This is a genomic window from Pseudomonas paraversuta, assembly GCF_904067025.1.
Lineage (GTDB): Bacteria > Pseudomonadota > Gammaproteobacteria > Pseudomonadales > Pseudomonadaceae > Aquipseudomonas > Aquipseudomonas paraversuta.
This window is the reverse complement of sequence record NZ_CAJFDA010000001.1, coordinates 1,093,850-1,113,260: the sequence shown is the minus strand read 5'-3', so window position 1 is coordinate 1,113,260 and position 19,411 is coordinate 1,093,850. Positions and strand designations below refer to the sequence as shown.

General features: G+C 56.9%; 17 protein-coding genes. 7 read left to right on the top strand and 10 right to left on the bottom strand.

Annotated features, from left to right (window positions below):
* Positions 1-66: 66 nt before the first annotated feature.
* Both erdR and JQ848_RS05275 read right to left on the bottom strand, forming a co-directional pair.
* A complete protein-coding gene (gene erdR / locus JQ848_RS05280) occupies positions 67-717 on the bottom strand; it encodes a response regulator transcription factor ErdR (RefSeq protein WP_003443017.1) in 651 nt (216 codons plus the stop codon).
* 296 nt (positions 718-1,013) lie between these two features.
* Positions 1,014-1,766, bottom strand: coding sequence for a tRNA-uridine aminocarboxypropyltransferase (locus JQ848_RS05275; protein ID WP_029612271.1), 753 nt, complete (start codon positions 1,764-1,766; stop codon positions 1,014-1,016).
* Positions 1,767-1,995: 229 nt separating this feature from the next.
* Here JQ848_RS05275 and JQ848_RS05270 point away from each other — a divergent pair, with 229 nt between their 5' ends.
* On the top strand, positions 1,996-2,406 hold the full coding sequence (locus tag JQ848_RS05270) for a PA3611 family quorum-sensing-regulated virulence factor (protein WP_003443021.1): 411 nt from the start codon (positions 1,996-1,998) through the stop codon (positions 2,404-2,406).
* A 222-nt stretch (positions 2,407-2,628) separates the two neighbouring features.
* Positions 2,629-3,741, top strand: coding sequence for an LOG family protein (locus JQ848_RS05265; RefSeq protein WP_003443023.1), 1,113 nt, complete (start codon positions 2,629-2,631; stop codon positions 3,739-3,741).
* 193 nt (positions 3,742-3,934) lie between these two features.
* Here the strand turns inward: JQ848_RS05265 and recX are convergent, their stop codons facing one another.
* The 5 genes from recX to JQ848_RS05240 all read right to left on the bottom strand — a co-directional run bounded on the left by recX (position 3,935) and on the right by JQ848_RS05240 (position 7,545).
* Positions 3,935-4,402 carry a recombination regulator RecX gene (recX, locus tag JQ848_RS05260; RefSeq protein ID WP_003443026.1) on the bottom strand — a complete coding sequence of 156 codons (468 nt, stop codon included), beginning with the start codon at positions 4,400-4,402 and terminating at the stop codon, positions 3,935-3,937.
* Between the two features lie 8 nt (positions 4,403-4,410).
* Positions 4,411-5,517 carry a recombinase RecA gene (gene recA, locus JQ848_RS05255; RefSeq protein ID WP_160626874.1) on the bottom strand — a complete coding sequence of 369 codons (1,107 nt, stop codon included), beginning with the start codon at positions 5,515-5,517 and terminating at the stop codon, positions 4,411-4,413.
* 83 nt (positions 5,518-5,600) lie between these two features.
* Positions 5,601-6,101 (bottom strand): CinA family protein, encoded by a 501-nt coding sequence (locus JQ848_RS05250; RefSeq protein ID WP_003443032.1) that lies wholly within the window; start codon positions 6,099-6,101, stop codon positions 5,601-5,603.
* 109 nt (positions 6,102-6,210) lie between these two features.
* The gene (locus JQ848_RS05245; RefSeq protein WP_003443035.1) at positions 6,211-6,552 is read right to left on the bottom strand and encodes a phage holin family protein; all 342 of its coding nucleotides are present in this window, start codon (positions 6,550-6,552) and stop codon (positions 6,211-6,213) included.
* Positions 6,553-6,816: 264 nt separating this feature from the next.
* A complete protein-coding gene (locus JQ848_RS05240; protein WP_083912790.1) occupies positions 6,817-7,545 on the bottom strand; it encodes a LexA family transcriptional regulator in 729 nt (242 codons plus the stop codon).
* 178 nt (positions 7,546-7,723) lie between these two features.
* Between JQ848_RS05240 and mutS the strand changes: the two genes are divergently transcribed.
* Both mutS and fdxA read left to right on the top strand, forming a co-directional pair.
* The gene (gene mutS / locus JQ848_RS05235) at positions 7,724-10,303 is read left to right on the top strand and encodes a DNA mismatch repair protein MutS (protein ID WP_010655682.1); all 2,580 of its coding nucleotides are present in this window, start codon (positions 7,724-7,726) and stop codon (positions 10,301-10,303) included.
* A 142-nt stretch (positions 10,304-10,445) separates the two neighbouring features.
* Complete coding sequence (gene fdxA, locus JQ848_RS05230; protein ID WP_003443045.1) at positions 10,446-10,769, top strand: ferredoxin FdxA; 324 nt, start codon at positions 10,446-10,448, stop codon at positions 10,767-10,769.
* A gap of 196 nt (positions 10,770-10,965) precedes the next feature.
* Here the strand turns inward: fdxA and JQ848_RS05225 are convergent, their stop codons facing one another.
* The 3 genes from JQ848_RS05225 to JQ848_RS05215 all read right to left on the bottom strand — a co-directional run bounded on the left by JQ848_RS05225 (position 10,966) and on the right by JQ848_RS05215 (position 13,346).
* Entirely contained in the window at positions 10,966-11,595 is a 630-nt protein-coding gene (locus JQ848_RS05225) for a CoA transferase subunit B (RefSeq protein ID WP_160626872.1), read from the bottom strand.
* Positions 11,596-11,597: 2 nt separating this feature from the next.
* Complete coding sequence (locus JQ848_RS05220) at positions 11,598-12,296, bottom strand: CoA transferase subunit A (RefSeq protein ID WP_003443050.1); 699 nt, start codon at positions 12,294-12,296, stop codon at positions 11,598-11,600.
* A gap of 378 nt (positions 12,297-12,674) precedes the next feature.
* Positions 12,675-13,346, bottom strand: coding sequence for a TetR family transcriptional regulator (locus JQ848_RS05215; protein WP_003443052.1), 672 nt, complete (start codon positions 13,344-13,346; stop codon positions 12,675-12,677).
* Positions 13,347-13,611: 265 nt separating this feature from the next.
* Between JQ848_RS05215 and JQ848_RS05210 the strand changes: the two genes are divergently transcribed.
* From JQ848_RS05210 to adeC, 3 genes are read left to right on the top strand one after another with little or no spacing between them, the layout of a single operon-like run.
* Positions 13,612-14,763: an efflux RND transporter periplasmic adaptor subunit gene (locus JQ848_RS05210; RefSeq protein ID WP_003443055.1), complete on the top strand. Its 1,152-nt coding sequence runs from the start codon at positions 13,612-13,614 to the stop codon at positions 14,761-14,763.
* A 3-nt stretch (positions 14,764-14,766) separates the two neighbouring features.
* Positions 14,767-17,922, top strand: a complete 3,156-nt coding sequence (locus JQ848_RS05205; protein WP_003443058.1) for an efflux RND transporter permease subunit — start codon at positions 14,767-14,769, stop codon at positions 17,920-17,922.
* Positions 17,919-19,370 carry an AdeC/AdeK/OprM family multidrug efflux complex outer membrane factor gene (gene adeC / locus JQ848_RS05200; RefSeq protein WP_003443061.1) on the top strand — a complete coding sequence of 484 codons (1,452 nt, stop codon included), beginning with the start codon at positions 17,919-17,921 and terminating at the stop codon, positions 19,368-19,370. Before JQ848_RS05205 ends, adeC begins: the two co-directional genes overlap by 4 nt.
* Positions 19,371-19,411 lie beyond the last annotated feature (41 nt).

Genomic DNA, 19,411 nt, shown 5'->3' with positions numbered 1-19,411 from the left:
CTGCGTAAAAAATGAGAGGGGAACGCTAGTTCACGCTTTGTCAAAAAAACGTGAAGAGCGGCAAGTTTAATGGCTCGAAATTGATTCAAGTTGCTGCAAGAGTAACGCGGCCTGGGTCCGGGTACGAACCCCCAGTTTACGGAAAATGGCGGTTACGTGCGCCTTGATGGTCGCTTCGGAAACACTCAGCTCATAGGCGATCTGCTTGTTCAGCAGACCCTCGCAGACCATGGTCAGCACCCGGAACTGCTGGGGCGTGAGACTGGCAAGGCCCTCACTCGCAGCCTTGGCCTCGGCTGACACCTGTACATCCTCAAACGCCTGGGGCGGCCAGCACACATCGCCATCCAGCACAGCCCGTACCGACTTCTGAATGTCTTCCAGCGAGCTGGACTTGGGGATAAAGCCACTGGCTCCAAACTCACGGGAGCGCACCATGATCGAGGCTTCCTCCTGGGCTGAAACCATCACCACCGGAATTTGCGGGTACTGGCCACGCAGCAATACCAGCCCGGAAAAACCATAGGCGCCGGGCATGTTCAAGTCGAGCAGTACCAGATCCCAATCGGCCTTTACTGCCAGCTGTGTTTCAAGCTCGGCAATACTGGCGACTTCAACCAGACGAACATCAGAACCCAGCCCCATAGTCACGGCTTGATGCAAGGCACTGCGAAACAGTGGATGGTCGTCGGCTATCAGGATTTCGTATGTGGCCATTTTTTAAATGATCCTGTTTTTCAGGCGAGCCCTGATGTATTCCAGTACTCGCTAAGGCAATTCGAGCAACAGCGCAAATACTGTGCATCAAAGGGCGCGATTTACGCTAAACGTCGGAAAATATGGGCGCTTTAGCAGCAGTTGCAGCCGAATCGGCGCCAAGCATGCCCAGCACGACTGGGGTGGTCAAGTTGAAAACTTGAGGTCCCGATCCAAACTGAAGCCATCACGACGCTATCATCCTCACCCTCTCGGGCACTCAACTGCATTTGCGCGAAAATTGTAGCGCTACTTCTTTAGTCTATTGAGACCGATTCCTGGGAAGGTCTTTTACAAAAAGTACCCAGTTCCAGATGCGCCGCGCTGGACTCATTCATCGGCAGTTGATTCCGGGCATCCAGATAATGCTGGCTGAAGACATCGAAATACGCGTCCAGCGCCGTGGATGCGTCGCTATCGCCCGCAAGATCGAGGCACAAACTGGCCACTTCGGCGGTACACAGGTGCTCACTGCGGGTGGATCTGCGCAAACGGTAGCGTGAGAGTTTCTCCGGCAGCAGGCTTAAAATAGGCAAGGCATCGAAGTACGGACTCTTGCGAAATATCTTGCGCGCTTCAGTCCAGGTAGCGTCGAGCAAGATAAACAGCGGGCGCTTGCTGCTGTCGATATCCACCGTGTGGGTCACACGTCCTGGCTCGACATATTCTCCGGGGAATACCAGATAGGGTTGCCACTGCGGATCAGACAACAAAGCGAGCAACGCCTCATCGGTCTCGGTTCGCGACCAGATAAAGGCGAAGTTGTCACTCACCACATCAGCGATCAGCCAACCTGTATTGCTGGGCTTGAACACTTCCTTTTTGGTCATGATCAGGCACACACCCGAGCGCGCGTTAACCCTGGGCCGCCAACTGCACAGGCAATGGCTTTCTATAACGCGACAGGTATGGCAACGCGGTGCCCGTGACCCCCGCGACAAATAGGGTTTGGTGCTCTCCTCTTCACGCTCGTCTCGTAAACGGGCCACTGCATTAGGGGAAAAGGTCATCTGGGTCATGGTTTTTTACTTAAGGCGCCAACCGCTTATTCGCCATGAGTGGCGCACAAGCAGATAAACAATAGAAAGGCGCGAAGTCTAACAGAGGCAGAGCGCCGGCACTCGCCCCCATGACCTTTGGCATTTCCTGTCAGCTCATGCTGGCCTTATACTCCTGCGCCACTGAACGCACAGATCTATGACGGGTCAAACCCTGCGTCACGTCAATCAGGAGAGATTCATGTTGCGCACCATTATTCCAGCCGTAGCTCTATTGCTTGCACTGCCATTGGGCGCACAAGCGGCCTCTCTTGCAGAATTCAATCTGAATAAAAACCTGCAGCAGGTGGCTGAAAAAAGTAATGAAGGAAAGCCGCGCGCAATCAATGCCGACCTTCTGGATAAAGGTTTTACCGTCGATGGCACGGTATTGATCAACAATCTGGAAGCCAGCCCGACCCTGGCTGCACAAATGCGTTCCGCCCCGGAAGCCGCAGTGCCACAACTGGGCCGCAGCGTGTGCAGCAACCCGAACTTCCGCAAACTGATGGCCAAGGGCGCCACAATGCGCTTCGCTATCACGGAATATAAAACCGGCAAGTCGGTCTTGGTCCAGGACATCGGCGCTGACAATTGCCAGCGGAAAAACTGATTTTCTCTTCATTGCGTCAACACGCCGTAACTCCATACGGCGTGTGACCCCTGCCTCCTCCCCCTTGCACTGCAGCGACCATTCTTCATGCACATCAGGCAATTAGCTATTGCCAGTCAGGATGCGGCAAGACCATGATCAAGCCATCAGCTGGACACTAAGTGTCTGCGCGCCAGCCCCGTTTGCGGCGCCATCCTGGATGTTGTACACAAGGAGAAGTACATGCCTGATCAACCCAATGAGCCACTCGCGCTTCTCGAAAGCCAGGGCCTGGACCTTGCGCGACAGGTCGATGAACAATTGCAGCAGATTGCGTCAAATAGCCCTAATCGCCCGCTTTATCGCGAGATGATCCTGACCATATTGCGCATGGCCCACGACGACTTTGATCGCTGGAATGCCAAGATAACCCTGCAAGCCATTCGCGAACTCGAAAAAACCTTCCGCGTGCTGGAGCAGTTCAAGGGCCAGCGTAAAGTGACAGTCTTCGGCTCGGCTCGCACACCCGTTGAGCACCCGCTGTATGCACTGGCCCGCCAGGTGGGCGCAACCCTGGCAAAGTCAGATTTCATGGTGATTACCGGAGGCGGCGCCGGCATCATGGCGGCGGCCCATGAAGGCGCAGGGCTGGAACACAGCCTGGGCTTCAATATCACCCTGCCGTTTGAGCAACGGGCCAACCCCACCATCAACGGCACGGCCAACCTGCTGGCATTTCACTTCTTCTTTACCCGCAAGCTGTTTTTCATAAAAGAAGCAGATGCGCTGGTCATGTGCCCGGGCGGCTTTGGCACCCTGGATGAAGTGTTGGAAGTACTGACATTGATGCAAACCGGCAAAACGCCCCTGGTACCCGTGGTGTTACTGGATATGCCCGGTGGAACATTCTGGCAAAGCGCCCTGGACTTCATTCGCAATCAACTGGAGGCCCACCAGTACATTCTGCCCAATGATTTGAAGTTGATGCGCCTGGTCCATACAGCCGAGGAGGCCGTGGCCGAGATCAATCAGTTCTACAGCAACTTCCATTCAAGCCGCTGGTTGACCAAAGACTTTGTGATACGCATGAAGCGCCCCGTGAGCATTTCGGCTCTGCAACATATACAGCAGACATTTGCCGATATCTGCCTGAGCGGCAGTTACGTGCAACAGGGCTATGAAGGCTTTGAACATGAAGACCCCAAGTTCAGCCACCTCACCTGCCTGAGCTTTGCATTTAGTGGCCGTAATCAAGGGCGACTGCGAGAGTTGATCGATTTTATCAACCTGCCGCAGAACTGGGCTGAAGTAGATAATGGACCCGGGCCAGTACTGAGTGAGTCAGTAACTCGGTAAAAAGGTAAGCGTTCGTCAAACACTTCAAACGTCCTGCAGGAACAGAGTTTGCTCTGCGAGCTGATCCGAGTGTTTCAACTCAGGATCAGCTCGCAGAGCAAACTCGCTCCTGCAACAAGTTCGCGCCGACAAGTAGCACCTTTGTGTCCGGAATGCAGCAGAAGGCTATATGACAGAGCAACACTGAGTGCTATCAGTCATCGAACTCTCGGCCACTTAGCAGACGGCCGATCATTTCAAGCGGATAACCCCGGTAACTCAAGAAGCGCCCCTGGCGAGCACGCTCTTTTGCATCGTCCGGCATCTGCCCGGAAAACTTGCGCCGCCAGGTATCTTCCAGCTTTTCTTGCCAGTTGAAGCCGCATTCGCGCAACGCTTCCTCGACATCCCCACGGGGCAAGCCACGCTGGTTAAGCTCTTCGCGAATACGCAAAGGGCCATAACCAGAACCGGCACGGTAGGAAATATAACTTTCGAGGTAGCGCGACTCCGATAACAGCCCCTCTTCCGTTAAACGGTCGAGGGCGATATCGATCATGTCGGGGCAAGCGCCTCGCTGACGCAGCTTGCGCGTCAGCTCGACTCGACCGTGCTCACGTCGCGCGAGCAGGTCCATTGCAGTTCGTCGTACCGCGACGAGGTTATCCAGAACAGCCGTCATGGTGTCTATCAGTTATCGCTGTCGTTAGCGTTTTCCATTTCTTCGGCTTCAGCCAGCGCTGCAGCTTCTTTGGCAGCCTTGCTCATCTTTGGCATGCTCTTTATTTCTGCAAGCTCACTATCGGTCTTTGGACCCAGCAGTTTTTCACGCAGCTGCTTCTCAAGGGTGTCCTTGATATCAGGATTGTCGTCCAGGAACTTGGCGGAGTTGGCCTTGCCCTGGCCGATCTTGCTGCCGTTATAGCTGTACCAGGCGCCCGCTTTCTCGACGAAGCCGTGCAAAACGCCCAGGTCGATCATCTCGCCATTGAGGTAGATGCCCTTGCCGTAAAGAATCTGGAACTCAGCCTGACGGAATGGCGGGGCAACCTTATTCTTGACCACTTTGACACGGGTTTCGCTACCGACAACCACGTCGCCTTCTTTCACCGCGCCGGTGCGGCGGATATCCAGACGAACCGAAGCGTAGAACTTCAGCGCGTTACCACCCGTGGTGGTTTCCGGGCTACCGAACATCACGCCGATTTTCATCCGGATCTGGTTGATGAAGATCACCAGGCAGTTTGCGTTCTTGATGTTACCGGTGATTTTACGCAGCGCTTGCGACATCAGACGGGCTTGCAGGCCGACGTGCATGTCACCCATGTCGCCTTCAATTTCAGCTTTGGGCGTCAGTGCAGCAACGGAGTCGATAATGATCACGTCTACTGCATTGGAACGCACCAGCATGTCGGTGATTTCCAGAGCCTGCTCACCGGTGTCTGGCTGGGAGACCAGCAGGTCATCAACGTTCACACCCAGCTTGGCTGCGTATTCAGGATCAAGAGCGTGCTCGGCATCAACGAAGGCGCAAGTTGCACCGGCTTTTTGCGCCTGGGCAATCACCGACAGGGTGAGCGTGGTTTTACCCGAAGACTCTGGACCGTAGATTTCAACAATACGGCCTTTAGGCAGACCGCCAATGCCCAGTGCGATGTCCAGACCCAGCGAACCGGTAGAGATCGCCGGAACTGCCTGGCGTTCCTGATCGCCCATGAGCATCACGGCGCCCTTGCCGAATTGACGTTCGATCTGACCCAAGGCCGCAGCCAAGGCTTTCTTCTTGTTGTCGTCCATTAAAGTCCTCTCGTAATCAATAAGGCCTGACGGCCGATAACTGTATAAGTAGCCAGTATTATTCCACAGCGATAAACGATCGCCTACCCCTGATTTTTTATTTCTCGTACCGTTCGGCGTATTAGCCCTTCCAGAGCGGCAATCACCGTTTGCCGACGTACTTCATCGCGATTCCCGGCAAAGTGCCTGCGCTCGGCCGAAACCTCATTGCCAACCCCCCACGCCAGCCAGACAGTACCAACCGGCTTGTCCAGCGAACCGCCGCCCGGCCCGGCAACACCACTTACCGCTACGGCAAACCGCGCAGCACTTTGCACCTGCGCGCCACGCACCATCGCCTCGACGACCTCGCGACTGACTGCGCCTACCTGGGTAAACAAAGGTTGCGGGACATTCAGCTGCCGGGTCTTTTGCTGATTGGAGTAGGTTACAAAACCCGCCTCAAACCAGGCGGAACTGCCGGCAATTCGGGTGATGGCTTCTGCAATGCCCCCCCCGGTGCAGGACTCGGCGGTCGTTACTTGAGCGTTCAGAGTTTGTAACTGGTGCCCAAGTTCAGCTGCGAGTCGAGATATTGGGTCCATGGTTCTCTCCCGATGGGGTCAGTAAGCGCCATAACCTACACGAGCAGCCGGGTGTTGCAAGACGGCTCCACTGTCATGACAGACATCCCACAGGAAAAAGCTACCGCTCTTACGGTTCAATCCGAGAATCGGCAGAGCCATCGACCCCAAGCCGCTTGGCCGCCCAGCGCTGGTACAGACTGATGGCTGCATCCGCTCCGGCCAAAGCGGTCAGGCAACCAAAAGCACCGGCCGCCAGGATAGACATCCCTGCCGCGTACAGCAGCATGAAAGTCGAGACACCGCACACCATGCAGGCCCCCGAACGCAGGGCCAGGCGCCGCACCAGCAACCATCCGCTGGCGCCGTCTTTGTCGGCCCGCCACATTTCACCAAAAATGCCACCCACCAGGGCAAGAAGAATGACCAGCAAAACCGGCATCTCCAGCAGTAGTTGCGGTTCATTCAGCATGTCATCACTCCTGATTCCTTAATTGATAAGCGCCAGTTTCTGGCCTGGACTGAAAGCGGGCGCTATCGGTTACGTCGCCTCCCTGCACTTGAAAACTGCCATGAAGCAAAGACTATGCATGTATGGATATACAGTCAATGCATCAGTGCATATATTTTTCAGCGCACCTGTACAAGCCAACAAAGAGGGCGCAGACCGTAGGATTGGTCTTTAAAAAGACAAAAAAAAGCCCACGTTCATGTGGGCTTTTTTTTGAAATTTGCGCTAGCGAGCGTACATCCCCCACCAGAACACATGTCCGAGGATCACCAGTTGTTCATCCTCCAGATCGTTGTAGGCATAGTCTTCATCCGGGTATTCATCCCGGTTGAAGCTGCGCAAACGAATCCCGCCTGCCAGACGATAGAGCTGCTTTACCCGCAGCTCACCGTTGTGATTGATCGCATACAGATCACCGTCGACGACCTCATCGAGCATGCGCTTGCCTGCATTGACGCCAACCGTTGCACCATCGCGCAACACCGGCAGCATGCTGTCGCCGCGCACTGTCACGCACTTTGCCTGGTCAAACTCCACGCCATTGTGGCGCAGGCTGCGCTTGCCAAAACGCAGCCGGGCACGCTCGCTCTCTTCAATGGCAAAGCGCCCCGTCCCGGCTGCCAGCTCCACCTGACGCAGGAACGCAATGGAGACTTCGTCATCCGCCACCGGGGTGTCGTCATCCCACAGACAGATATCATGCAACTCCGGGTGCAGGTGCTCGCTCGGGACAAGCAGATGACTATCGTCCCGACCCCGCAGCCGATCCGTACTGATGCGGAAGTATTCGGCAATTCTGGAGATGTGCCGATCAGAGGGATCGGCAATCTTGCCGCTCAAAATTCTCGACAGCGTGGACTGCGGCACACCGGTACTGCGGTGCAGCGCCATGGCGCTGATCCGGTGACGAACCAGCAGTTCGTTGAGGACAGTTGAAACAGTTCGTTTAGACATGACGGGAATAGTGCTGGCGCTGTTTGCAGATGGCAAACGCAATTTCTTCTATTAATAGCAGCCCGGAGTCCCTCTGTAGATGCGGGTAGCTGACATGTTAACCTTGCGACCATTATGAAAATCTCAGGCTGCGCGCCTGCCTTTCCCCACTTTCAAAACGAATCCGCCTAAGCCTCTCATGAGTAAAAACAGCTCCGACCTCTCCAGCCACACACCGATGATGCAGCAGTACTGGCGCCTGAAAAACCAGCACCCTGATCAGTTGATGTTCTATCGCATGGGCGACTTCTACGAGATCTTCTATGAAGACGCGAAGAAAGCCGCCAAGTTGCTGGACATCACCCTCACGGCGCGCGGGCAGTCGGCCGGGCAGGCGATTCCGATGTGCGGGATTCCTTACCATGCCGCCGAAGGGTATTTGGCCAAGCTGGTAAAACTCGGCGAGTCGGTGGTGATTTGTGAACAGGTCGGCGATCCGGCGACCAGCAAGGGCCCGGTTGACCGCCAGGTGGTGCGCATCATCACCCCGGGTACGGTCAGCGATGAGGCGCTGCTAGATGAGCGTCGTGACAACCTGATTGCAGCGGTGCTGGGCGACGAACGCTTGTTTGGTCTGGCGGTACTGGACATCACCAGTGGCAATTTCTCGGTACTGGAAATCAAAGGCTGGGAAAACCTGCTGGCCGAGCTGGAGCGCATCAACCCGGTTGAATTGATGATCCCGGACGATTGGCCCCAAGGCCTGCCTGCGGAAAAACGCCGTGGCGTTCGACGCCGTGCACCCTGGGACTTTGAGCGCGACTCGGCGCTGAAAAGTCTGTGCCAACAGTTTTCAACCCAAGACCTTAAAGGCTTCGGTTGCGAGAACCTGACCCTGGCCATTGGCGCTGCCGGTTGCTTGCTCAGTTACGCCAAGGAAACCCAGCGTACCGCCCTGCCCCATTTACGCAGCCTGCGTCATGAACGCCTCGACGATACCGTGGTGCTCGACGGTGCCAGTCGACGCAACCTGGAGCTGGACACCAACCTGGCCGGTGGTCGCGACAATACATTGCAGTCCGTGGTGGACCGCTGCCAGACGTCAATGGGTAGCCGTTTGCTGACCCGCTGGCTGAACCGCCCATTGCGCGATTTGCCTGTGCTGCTGGCCCGCCAGTCGTCGATTACCTGCTTGCTGGATGGCTACCGTTTCGAAAAACTGCAGCCGCAGCTTAAAGAGATTGGCGATCTGGAGCGCATTCTGGCCCGTATCGGCCTGCGTAATGCGCGCCCGCGAGATCTGGCGCGCTTGCGCGATGCCTTGGGTGCCCTGCCCGAACTGCAAGACGCGATGATCGGGCTCGAAGCACCACACCTGCAGCAATTGGCCACCAGCACCGGTACCTATCCAGAGCTGGCGGCATTGCTGGAAAAAGCAATTAACGACAACCCGCCGGCGGTGATCCGCGATGGCGGGGTATTGAAAACCGGTTATGACGCCGAGCTGGATGAGCTGCAATCACTGAGCGAAAACGCCGGACAGTTTTTGATCGATCTGGAAGCCCGGGAAAAAGCCCGAACCGGCCTGGCCAACCTCAAGGTCGGTTACAACCGGGTACATGGCTACTTTATCGAGCTGCCAAGCAAGCAGGCCGAGCAAGCCCCGGCTGATTACATCCGCCGCCAGACGCTAAAAGGCGCCGAGCGTTTTATCACCCCGGAACTCAAAGCTTTCGAAGACAAAGCCCTGTCGGCGAAAAGCCGTGCACTGGCCCGGGAGAAAATGCTCTACGAAGCATTGCTCGAAACCCTGATCGGTGAGCTGCCGCCGCTGCAGGACACCGCCGCTGCCCTGGCTGAGCTGGATGTCCTGAGCAACCTGGCCGAACGCGCGCTGAACCTCGATTTGAACTGCCCGCGCTTTGTTGACGAACCCTGCATGCGCATCAACCAGGGCCGCCATCCGGTGGTAGAGCAAGTGTTGACTACGCCGTTCGTGGCCAACGACCTGGCGCTGGATGACAACACCCGCATGCTGGTGATTACCGGTCCTAACATGGGCGGTAAATCGACCTACATGCGCCAGACCGCATTGATCGTACTGCTGGCGCACATAGGCAGCTTCGTTCCTGCTGCCAGTTGCGAGCTGTCGCTGGTGGACCGGATCTTCACCCGAATCGGTTCCAGCGATGACCTGGCGGGCGGGCGTTCGACCTTTATGGTTGAAATGAGCGAAACCGCCAACATCCTGCATAACGCCACCGAGCGCAGCCTGGTGCTGATGGATGAAGTTGGACGCGGCACCAGTACTTTCGACGGCCTGTCACTGGCCTGGGCTGCGGCAGAACGTCTCGCCCAATTGCGCGCCTACACCCTGTTTGCCACGCACTATTTCGAGCTGACCGTACTGCCCGAAAATGAGCCGCTGGTGGCCAACGTGCACTTGAGCGCAACCGAGCACAATGAGCGAATCGTGTTCCTGCACCATGTATTGCCGGGCCCGGCGAGTCAGAGCTATGGCCTGGCGGTAGCCCAGCTGGCCGGCGTGCCGCCCGAAGTCATCACCCGGGCCCGCGAGCACTTGAGCCGTCTGGAGACCACCAGTCTGCCCCATGAAGCACCCCGTCCGACGCCCGGTAAAAAATCACCGCCACAGCAAAGCGACATGTTTGCCAGCCTGCCGCATCCGGTGCTGGACGACCTGTCCAAGCTCGATCTGGACAACATGACGCCACGTAAAGCACTTGATTTGCTCTACACATTAAAGACACGCATCTAACGCTGATGCGTTCAAGCTGATAGAATCGCGCGCGGTTCGGGATGCTACTGACCTTTTAGCCTGGTCTGTAGATATCACTCCCGAGCCCGGCGAACCCGTCCTGGAAGGGATTCGCTGCCGCCGCCTGAGGAGAAAATTAGAAATGACCTTCGTCGTCACCGACAACTGCATCAAGTGCAAGTACACCGACTGCGTAGAAGTCTGTCCGGTGGACTGCTTTTACGAAGGCCCGAACTTCCTGGTGATTCACCCGGATGAGTGCATCGACTGCGCGCTTTGTGAGCCTGAATGCCCGGCGCAAGCCATCTTCTCTGAAGATGAAGTGCCCGCTGACATGCAAGAATTCATTCAGTTGAATGTTGAGCTGGCTGAAATCTGGCCAAACATCACTGAGAAGAAAGACGCTCTGCCGGACGCGGAAGAGTTTGATGGTGTGAAAGGCAAGATCAAAGATCTGGAACGCTGATTCACGCTGCAGCAAAAAGCCCCGTCTCCTGCGAGCCGGGGCTTTTTGCGTTTTTGGCACAGCTATCGCACCGCCTGTATCGCCGCCAAGCCGGCTCCCACAAGCAGCGGGCGGGATATCAATCCCTCAGCCCGCCACAGCTCCAGTGCGGGAGCCGGCTTGCCGGCGATGCGACCGCCGCCCGCCAGTCATCCGGTTAGCCATTAATGGCGCAGCCGGTCGCCTCTTTGAGCTCTTCCAGCGTCACGCCTGAGGCCAGCTCAACCAGCTTTAGCCCTTGATCGGTCACATCAAGCACGGCCAGATCGGTGATGATACGGTCAACCACCCCCACCCCTGTCAGCGGCAGATCGCACTGCTTAAGCAGCTTGTGCGTGCCACCCTTGGCGGTGTGTTCCATAAGCACCACCACACGTTTGACTCCAGCGACCAGGTCCATGGCACCGCCCATGCCTTTCACCATCTTGCCCGGAATCATCCAGTTCGCCAGATCGCCTTTTTCGGAGACCTGCATCGCCCCCAGGATCGACAGGTTGATATGCCCGCCGCGAATCATCGCGAACGAGTCGGCACTGTTGAAAAAACTGCTGCCAGGCAACGTGGTGATGGTTTGCTTGCCGGCGTTGATCAGGTCCGCGTCCACTTCGTCTTCACCAGGAAACGGGCCAATGCCCAGCAGGCCGTTTTCACTTTGCAGCCAGACATCCATGCCCTCGGGTATATAGTTGGCTACCAAAGTCGGCAAACCGATACCAAGGTTGACGTAAAAACCGTCCTGTAATTCTTGGGCGGCGCGATGCGCCATTTCTTCACGAGTCCAGGCCATGTTCAGGCGCTCCGCACAGTGCGTTGTTCGATGCGTTTTTCCGGAGTGGGATTAAGTACCAGACGCTGTACGTAAATCCCCGGTAAATGCACCTGATCAGGTTCGATCTCACCTGTTTCGACGATTTCTTCTACTTCAACCACACAGACCTTGGCCGCCATTGCAGCCAGCGGGTTGAAATTGCGCGCGGTTTTGTTGAATAACAGATTGCCGGATTTATCGGCCTTCCAGGCTTTGACCAGCGCTACGTCGGCACGCAGTGAACGCTCCATGACAAACCACTCGCCATCGAACTCACGCGTTTCCTTGCCTTCTGCCACCAGGGTGCCGTAACCGGTTTTGGTGTAAAACGCCGGGATACCCGCGCCGCCTGCACGCAACTTCTCGGCCAGAGTACCTTGGGGGGTAAACTCCAGTTCAAGCTCGCCGGCCAGATATTGGCGCTCAAACTCTTTGTTCTCGCCTACATAAGAAGAAATCATTTTGCGGATCTGACGGGTCGTCAGCAGTTGGCCAAGTCCGAACCCGTCCACGCCCGCATTGTTACTAATAACCGTCAACTCACGCTTGCCCGTGTCACGCAAGGCTGCAATCAGGGCCTCCGGGATGCCGCACAACCCAAAACCACCCACTGCCAGGGTCATCCCGTCTTCGACGATCCCCTGCAAGGCGGATTCGGCACTCGAGTAGATCTTGTTCACTGGTTATTCCTCGAATTGGCCACGACGCCTGCATCCCGGTCGCAGCATCTTTGCTTTCGTCCAGAGCGCACAAACATACTGGCAGTCGCCCGCTCTGCGATTTTGGCTGCTCCGGCCATCGACCCAAGCGCTCTTCGAGTGTAGGGGAAGCAGACGCGCGAACTCTAGGGATGAGTGACAGAGGCGCAGAAATAAATACCCGCAGCCCCCAGGTTGTCAGCACTGACGTACAGACTGAGCCGACTTGACCCAGGATCGACGGGGGGCTTAACAATTGCATTACAAAATACATAGCTCGCTATCTTTAAAGCCGCGCCCTAGACGTATATAAAGGCATCTCGAAGCCATACCGAAAGCAGAGTTGAATCTTCCCTCGCCTTATCGTTCGATCGGACTAGACTCTTCACCAATTTGCTCTCGGCTGCGCAAGCTTGGGCTCAGGCTCAGCATCTCTATCCCTGTGTCGACCCAGGTCTCAGCTTCCTTGTGCAGCTCAAAACTATCGGGGACCAGCAGCCATTGGCCGAGAATACCGTCGATATAGGCGTGCAGACAGATAGCCGCGCGGCGGGCGTCAAGGGTCTTCGGGAGTTGCTCGCGATGGATGGCATTATTCAGGGCAAGCTCGATTCGACTGTTACAGTCGACACTCGCCACTTGGCGTTGACGGCGCAGGTCACACATTTCGTCAGTGAATTCGCACTTATGAAACAAAATCTCATTGATACGCCGGGTTTGTGGATCGATGGCAACCTGGCGAAACAAATGAACCAGCAGCTTGCGCATGCACCCGAGCGGATCAAGTTCGTCCTGACTTTCACTGGCTTTGGCCAGTTCATCCAGGGGCTCATGCAAGCTGTCCAGCATGGCCTGCACCAGGTCGGCCTTGTTACTGAAATGCCAGTAAATCGCGCCACGGGTTACACCCGCCAGTGCTGCAATATCAGCCAGCGTGGTACGCGCAACACCCCGCTCATAAAAGGCCTGCTCGGCAGCTTCGAGGATTTTGCTCCGGGTTTCCTGAGCTTCTTCTTTGGTACGACGGACCATGGCAATACAAACCTCAATCAGGAGGATCTGGACAATTGCGGCCGCTCGTCCAAACCAACATCGGGTGGCGTTTGTTATGCCTTATCCCGGACTACTTCAAACATAGAAAAGGGCCTTGTGACGCATGCTGCGGCACGCCGCCGCTATTTACAAACAGCCGTGAATGTAAGTATATTCCTTGGCAAGCTACTTATCCACCCGGAACAGCTTTCTTTACCCTTCCACTATTCTTGTGCGCTTTCGCGTGCCTGACCCGAGGATTTTCATGCAATTCAAGCCAGCTGTTACCGCTCTGGTTGCTGCCATCGCCCTAGCTTCGCTGCTCAGCGGATGTAAAAAGGAAGAGGCGGCACCTGCCCCACAAATCCCTCAGGTCGGCGTCGTGACGCTGAAAACCCAACCTTTTACCCTGACCAATGACCTGCCAGGCCGGACTACGTCCTATCGCTCGGCAGAAGTTCGTCCCCAGGTGAACGGGATTATTCTCAAGCGCCTGTTCAAAGAAGGCAGTGACGTTAAAGTCGGCCAGCAGCTGTATCAGATCGATCCAGCCATCTACGAAAGCAACGTCCTGAGCGCCAAGGCCACTTTGCAGTCGGCCAAGTCCCTGGCTGAGCGCTACAAGCAGCTGGTTGCAGAACAAGCCGTAAGCCGTCAGGAATACGACAACGCCGAGTCCGCCCGCCTCGAAGCCGAAGCAACTTTGAATACCGCCCAGGTCAACCTGCGCTACACCAAGGTTTTGGCACCGCTGTCCGGCCGTATCGGACGCTCGCTGTTTACTGAGGGCGCACTGGTGACCAGTGGCCAGGCAGACGCATTGGCAGTGATCACCCAACTGGACCCGATCTATGTTGACGTGACCCAATCCTCGGTCGAAATGCTCGAGCTGCGCCGCGATCTGGCCAGTGGCCGCTTGAAGAGGGCCGGAGATAACGCCGCCAAGGTCAAGCTGACCCTTCCGGACGGCAGTGAGTACCAGCAAGAAGGTCGCCTTGAGTTCACCGAAGTATCGGTTGACGAAACCACCGGTTCCGTAACCCTGCGCGCGGTGTTCCCGAACCCTGACGACACTCTGTTGCCGGGCATGTTTGTCCACGCGCAACTGGAAGCTGGCATCAACAGCGATGCGATTCTCGCGCCTCAAATCGGCGTGACCCACAACCTCAAGGGCCAACCGACAGCTTTGATCGTTGGGCCGGACAACAAGGTAGAACTGCGCGTGCTGCAAGCTTCGCGCACCGTGGGCAGCAACTGGCTGGTAGAAAAAGGCCTGAACGCTGGTGATCGCCTGATCGTCGACGGGCTGCAATTCATCAAGCCTGGTGCTGAAGTGAAAATCATGGAAAAACCACAAGGCGAAACCCCGGCATCTGCCCCGGCAACAGAAAAAGCTGCAGGCAGTAAAGGGGAGTAAACCATGTCGAAATTTTTTATCGACCGTCCGATTTTCGCTTGGGTAATTGCCCTGGTGATCATGCTGGTCGGGGCTCTATCGATCCTCAAACTACCGATCAACCAGTACCCGAGCATTGCACCGCCTGCCATCTCGATCGCTGTGACCTACCCGGGCGCTTCGGCGCAAACTGTGCAGGACACCGTGGTTCAGGTAATCGAGCAACAGCTTAACGGTATTGACCACTTGCGTTATGTGTCCTCGGAAAGCAACTCCGACGGCAGCATGAGCATCACCGCCACGTTCGAGCAAGGTACCGACCCTGACACCGCTCAGGTTCAGGTGCAGAACAAGCTCAACCTGGCAACGCCCCTGCTGCCTCAAGAGGTTCAGCAGCAAGGTATCCGTGTAACCAAGGCAGTGAAAAACTTCCTGATGGTTATCGGTGTGGTGTCTGAAGACGGCAGCATGAACAAGGACGACCTGTCCAACTACATCGTTTCCAACATGCAGGACCCGATCTCCCGTACCGAAGGTGTGGGCGACTTCCAGGTGTTCGGTGCCCAGTACGCCATGCGTATCTGGCTCGACCCGCTCAAGCTGAACAAGTACAACCTGACTCCGGTGGACGTTAAATCGGCCATCAGCGCACAGAACGTACAGGTGTCCTCCGGGCAACTGGGCGGCCTGCCTGCGGTAAAAGGTCAGGAGCTGAACGCGACCATCATCGGTAAAACCCGTCTGCAGACTGCAGATGAGTTCAAGAAGATCCTGCTCAAGGTCAACACCGACGGTTCCCAGGTACGCCTGAGCGATGTCGCCGATGTTGCCCTGGGTGGTGAAAACTACAGCGTCAGCGCGCAATTCAACGGCAAACCGGCATCGGGTATCGCGATCAAGCTGGCCCCGGGTTCGAACGCCCTGGACACGGCAAAGGCATTGCGTGAAACCATCAACGGTCTGGAACCCTTCTTCCCGGAAGGCATGAAAGTCGTTTACCCGTATGACACCACGCCAGTGGTTTCGGCATCGATCGAAGGGGTTCTCGAAACCCTGGTCGAAGCTGTCGCCCTGGTGTTCCTGGTGATGTTCCTGTTCCTGCAGAACTTCCGTGCCACCATCATCACCACGATGACAGTACCGGTTGTATTGCTGGGTACCTTCGGGATCCTGGCCGCTGCAGGTTTCAGCATCAACACCCTGACCATGTTCGGCATGGTATTGGCCATCGGCTTGCTGGTGGACGATGCGATTGTGGTAGTTGAAAACGTTGAGCGGGTAATGTCCGAAGAGGGACTACCGCCCAAGGAAGCCACCAAGAAATCCATGGAGCAGATCCAGGGCGCCCTGGTGGGTATTGCCCTGGTACTGTCGGCGGTACTGCTGCCGATGGCCTTCTTCAGCGGCTCCACCGGTGTGATCTATCGCCAATTCTCGATCACCATCGTTTCGGCGATGGGCCTGTCGGTACTGGTTGCACTGATCTTCACCCCGGCCCTGTGCGCCACCATGCTCAAGCCGATCCAGAAGGGAGATCACGGCGAGAACAAGCGCGGTTTCTTCGGCTGGTTCAATCGTACTTTCGACAGTGGCGTGAAACGCTACGAGAAAGGTGTCGGCAGCATTCTGCGTCACAAGGCTCCGTACTTCCTGGCTTATGTCCTGATTGTGGTTGGTATGGTGTTCCTGTTCACCCGTATCCCTACCTCCTTCCTCCCGGAAGAAGACCAGGGCGTATTGTTTGCACAGGTTCAAACTCCCGCGGGCACCACTGCAGAGCGCACTCAGCAGGTGGTAGACCGGATGCGCGAATACCTGCTGACCGATGAATCGGGCGCTGTGTCTTCGGTGTTTACCGTGAACGGCTTCAACTTTGCCGGCCGCGGCCAGAGCTCTGGTCTGGCGTTCATCATGCTCAAGCCATGGGGTGAACGAGATGCGGACAACAGCGTGTTTGCGCTGGCCGCACGGGCGCAGAAAGTGTTCTCCAGCTACCGCGATGCAATGGTCTTCGCCTTTGCCCCGCCAGCTGTAATGGAGCTGGGTAACGCCACAGGTTTTGACGTTTACCTGCAAGACCGTTCCGGTATCGGTCACGAGAAGCTGATGGAGGCCCGCAACCAGTTCCTGGGCATGGCATCTCAAAGCAAGATTCTGGCCGGTGTGCGTCCAAACGGCTTGAACGATGAGCCGCAATACAAACTGCTGATCGACGATGAAGCCGCTCGCGCCCTGGGCCTGAGTCTTTCGGACATCAACAACACCCTGTCCATCGGTCTGGGTGCCAGTTATGTCAACGACTTCATCGACCACGGTCGGGTCAAGAAGGTATTCCTGCAAGGCGAAGCTGACTCGCGGATGAACCCCGAAGACCTGAAGAAGTGGTATGTGCGCAACGACCAGGGAACCATGGTGCCTTTCTCGGCCTTCGCCAAGGGCGAATGGATCTACGGTCCGCCCAAGCTGTCGCGTTATAACGGCGTGGAAGCAATGGAAATACTCGGTGCTCCGGCCCCGGGCTACAGTAGCGGTCAAGCCATGGCTGAAGTCGAAGCCCTGGCCAAGAAGCTGCCGCCCGGTGTAGGTATTTCCTGGACAGGTCTGTCTTACGAGGAACGTCTGTCAGGTTCGCAAGCACCTGCCTTGTACGCAATTTCCTTGCTGATGGTATTCCTGTGCCTTGCAGCCCTGTATGAAAGCTGGTCGATCCCGATTGCGGTAATGCTGGTTGTTCCGCTGGGGATTATCGGTGCACTTATGGCTACCAGCCTGCGGGGGTTGTCCAACGACGTGTACTTCCAGGTAGGCCTGCTGACGACCATCGGTCTGGCATCGAAAAACGCCATTCTGATCGTCGAGTTTGCCAAGGAACTGCATGAACAGGGACGAACACTGACCGAGGCGGCCATTGAGGCCTGCCGCATGCGTCTGCGGCCAATCATCATGACCTCGCTGGCGTTTGTCCTGGGTGTGATCCCGCTGGCCATCTCCACGGGCGCAGGCTCGGGCAGCCAGCACGCTATTGGTACCGGCGTAATCGGTGGCATGATCACCGCCACAGTACTGGCCGTGTTCTGGGTGCCGCTGTTCTTTGTCGCCGTATCGTCCTTTGGCAGCAAAAAAGATTCCGAGAAGAAAGTGGACCTGACTAAAACACCAAACAACGAGGCTGGCCAATGAGCAAGTCCCTTCTAGCCCTCGCTGTCGCCGCATTTACCCTGGGCGGCTGCTCGCTGATCCCGGACTACCAGCGCCCTGAGGCGCCGGTAGCGGCGCAATACCCGCAGGGCCCGGCCTACTCGCCAAACGAGGCGGCCAACCAGGCCGCTGCAGAACAAGGCTGGCGTCAGTTTTTCCATGACCCGGCCCTGCAGCAGCTGATTCAAACGGCCCTGGTCAACAACCGCGACCTTCGGGTCGCCGCGTTGAACATCGACGCGTATGCCGCGCAGTACCGTATCCAGCGTGCCGACCTGTTTCCGGCGGTTAGCGCCAATGGCAGCGGCAGCCGTCAACGGACCCCGGCGAACCTGTCGCAAACCGGCGAAGCCGGTATCACCAGCCAGTATTCGGCGACCCTCGGGGTCAGCGCGTACGAGCTGGACCTGTTCGGCCGGATACGCAGCCTGAGCGACCAGGCGTTGCAGAACTACTTTGCAACCGAAGAAGCCCGACGCACCACCCAGATCAGTCTGGTGGCCAGTGTCGCCAATGCCTACCTGACCTGGCAGGCTGACAAAGAGCTGCTGAAGCTGACCGAAGACACCCTCAAGGCGTTCGATCAGAGCTACAAGCTCACCCTGCGCAGCAATGAAGTAGGGGTTGCCTCGGCACTGGATGTCAGTCAGTCGCGCACCTCGGTCGAGAATGCCCGGGTGCAACTGGCGCGCTACACCCGCCAGGTCGCTCAGGATCAGAACAGCCTCGCGCTGCTGCTCGGCACCACCATCCCGGACAACTTGCCGGCCAGCCAGCCACTGGCAGCTGATCTGTTGAGCGAAGTACCGGCCGGCCTGCCATCCGACTTGCTGCAACGTCGCCCGGACATCCTCGAGGCCGAGCACAAGCTGTTGGCCGCCAACGCCAACATCGGCGCGGCGCGTGCAGCGTTCTTCCCGAGCATCAGCCTCACGGCCAATGCCGGGACCTTGAGTCCGGATCTGTCGGGCCTGTTCAAAGGCGGTTCGGGTACCTGGTTGTTCTCGCCGCAAATCAACCTGCCGATCTTTAACGCAGGGGCTTTGCGCGCCAGCCTGGACTACTCGAAAATCCAGAAAGAAATCACCGTTTCACAGTACGAAAAAACCATCCAGACGGCCTTCCAGGAAGTCTCTGACGGCCTGGCAGCTCGTCAGACCTACAACCAGCAGTTGCAGGCACAAACCGACTTCGTGAACGCCAACCAGGATTACTACCGGTTGGCTGAGCGTCGCTACCGGATTGGCATCGACAGCAACCTGACCTTCCTCGATGCCCAGCGTTCATTGTTCAGCGCGCAGCAATCGTTGATCACCGACCGCCTGTCACAGCTGACCAGTGAAGTCACGCTGTACAAGGCTCTGGGTGGCGGCTGGTTCGAACAAACCGGGCAAAACCGGCCTGTTTCGGATCAGCCACCGAAGGCCTGATGCACTCTGGTTAAACAACAAACCCGCCAATTGGCGGGTTT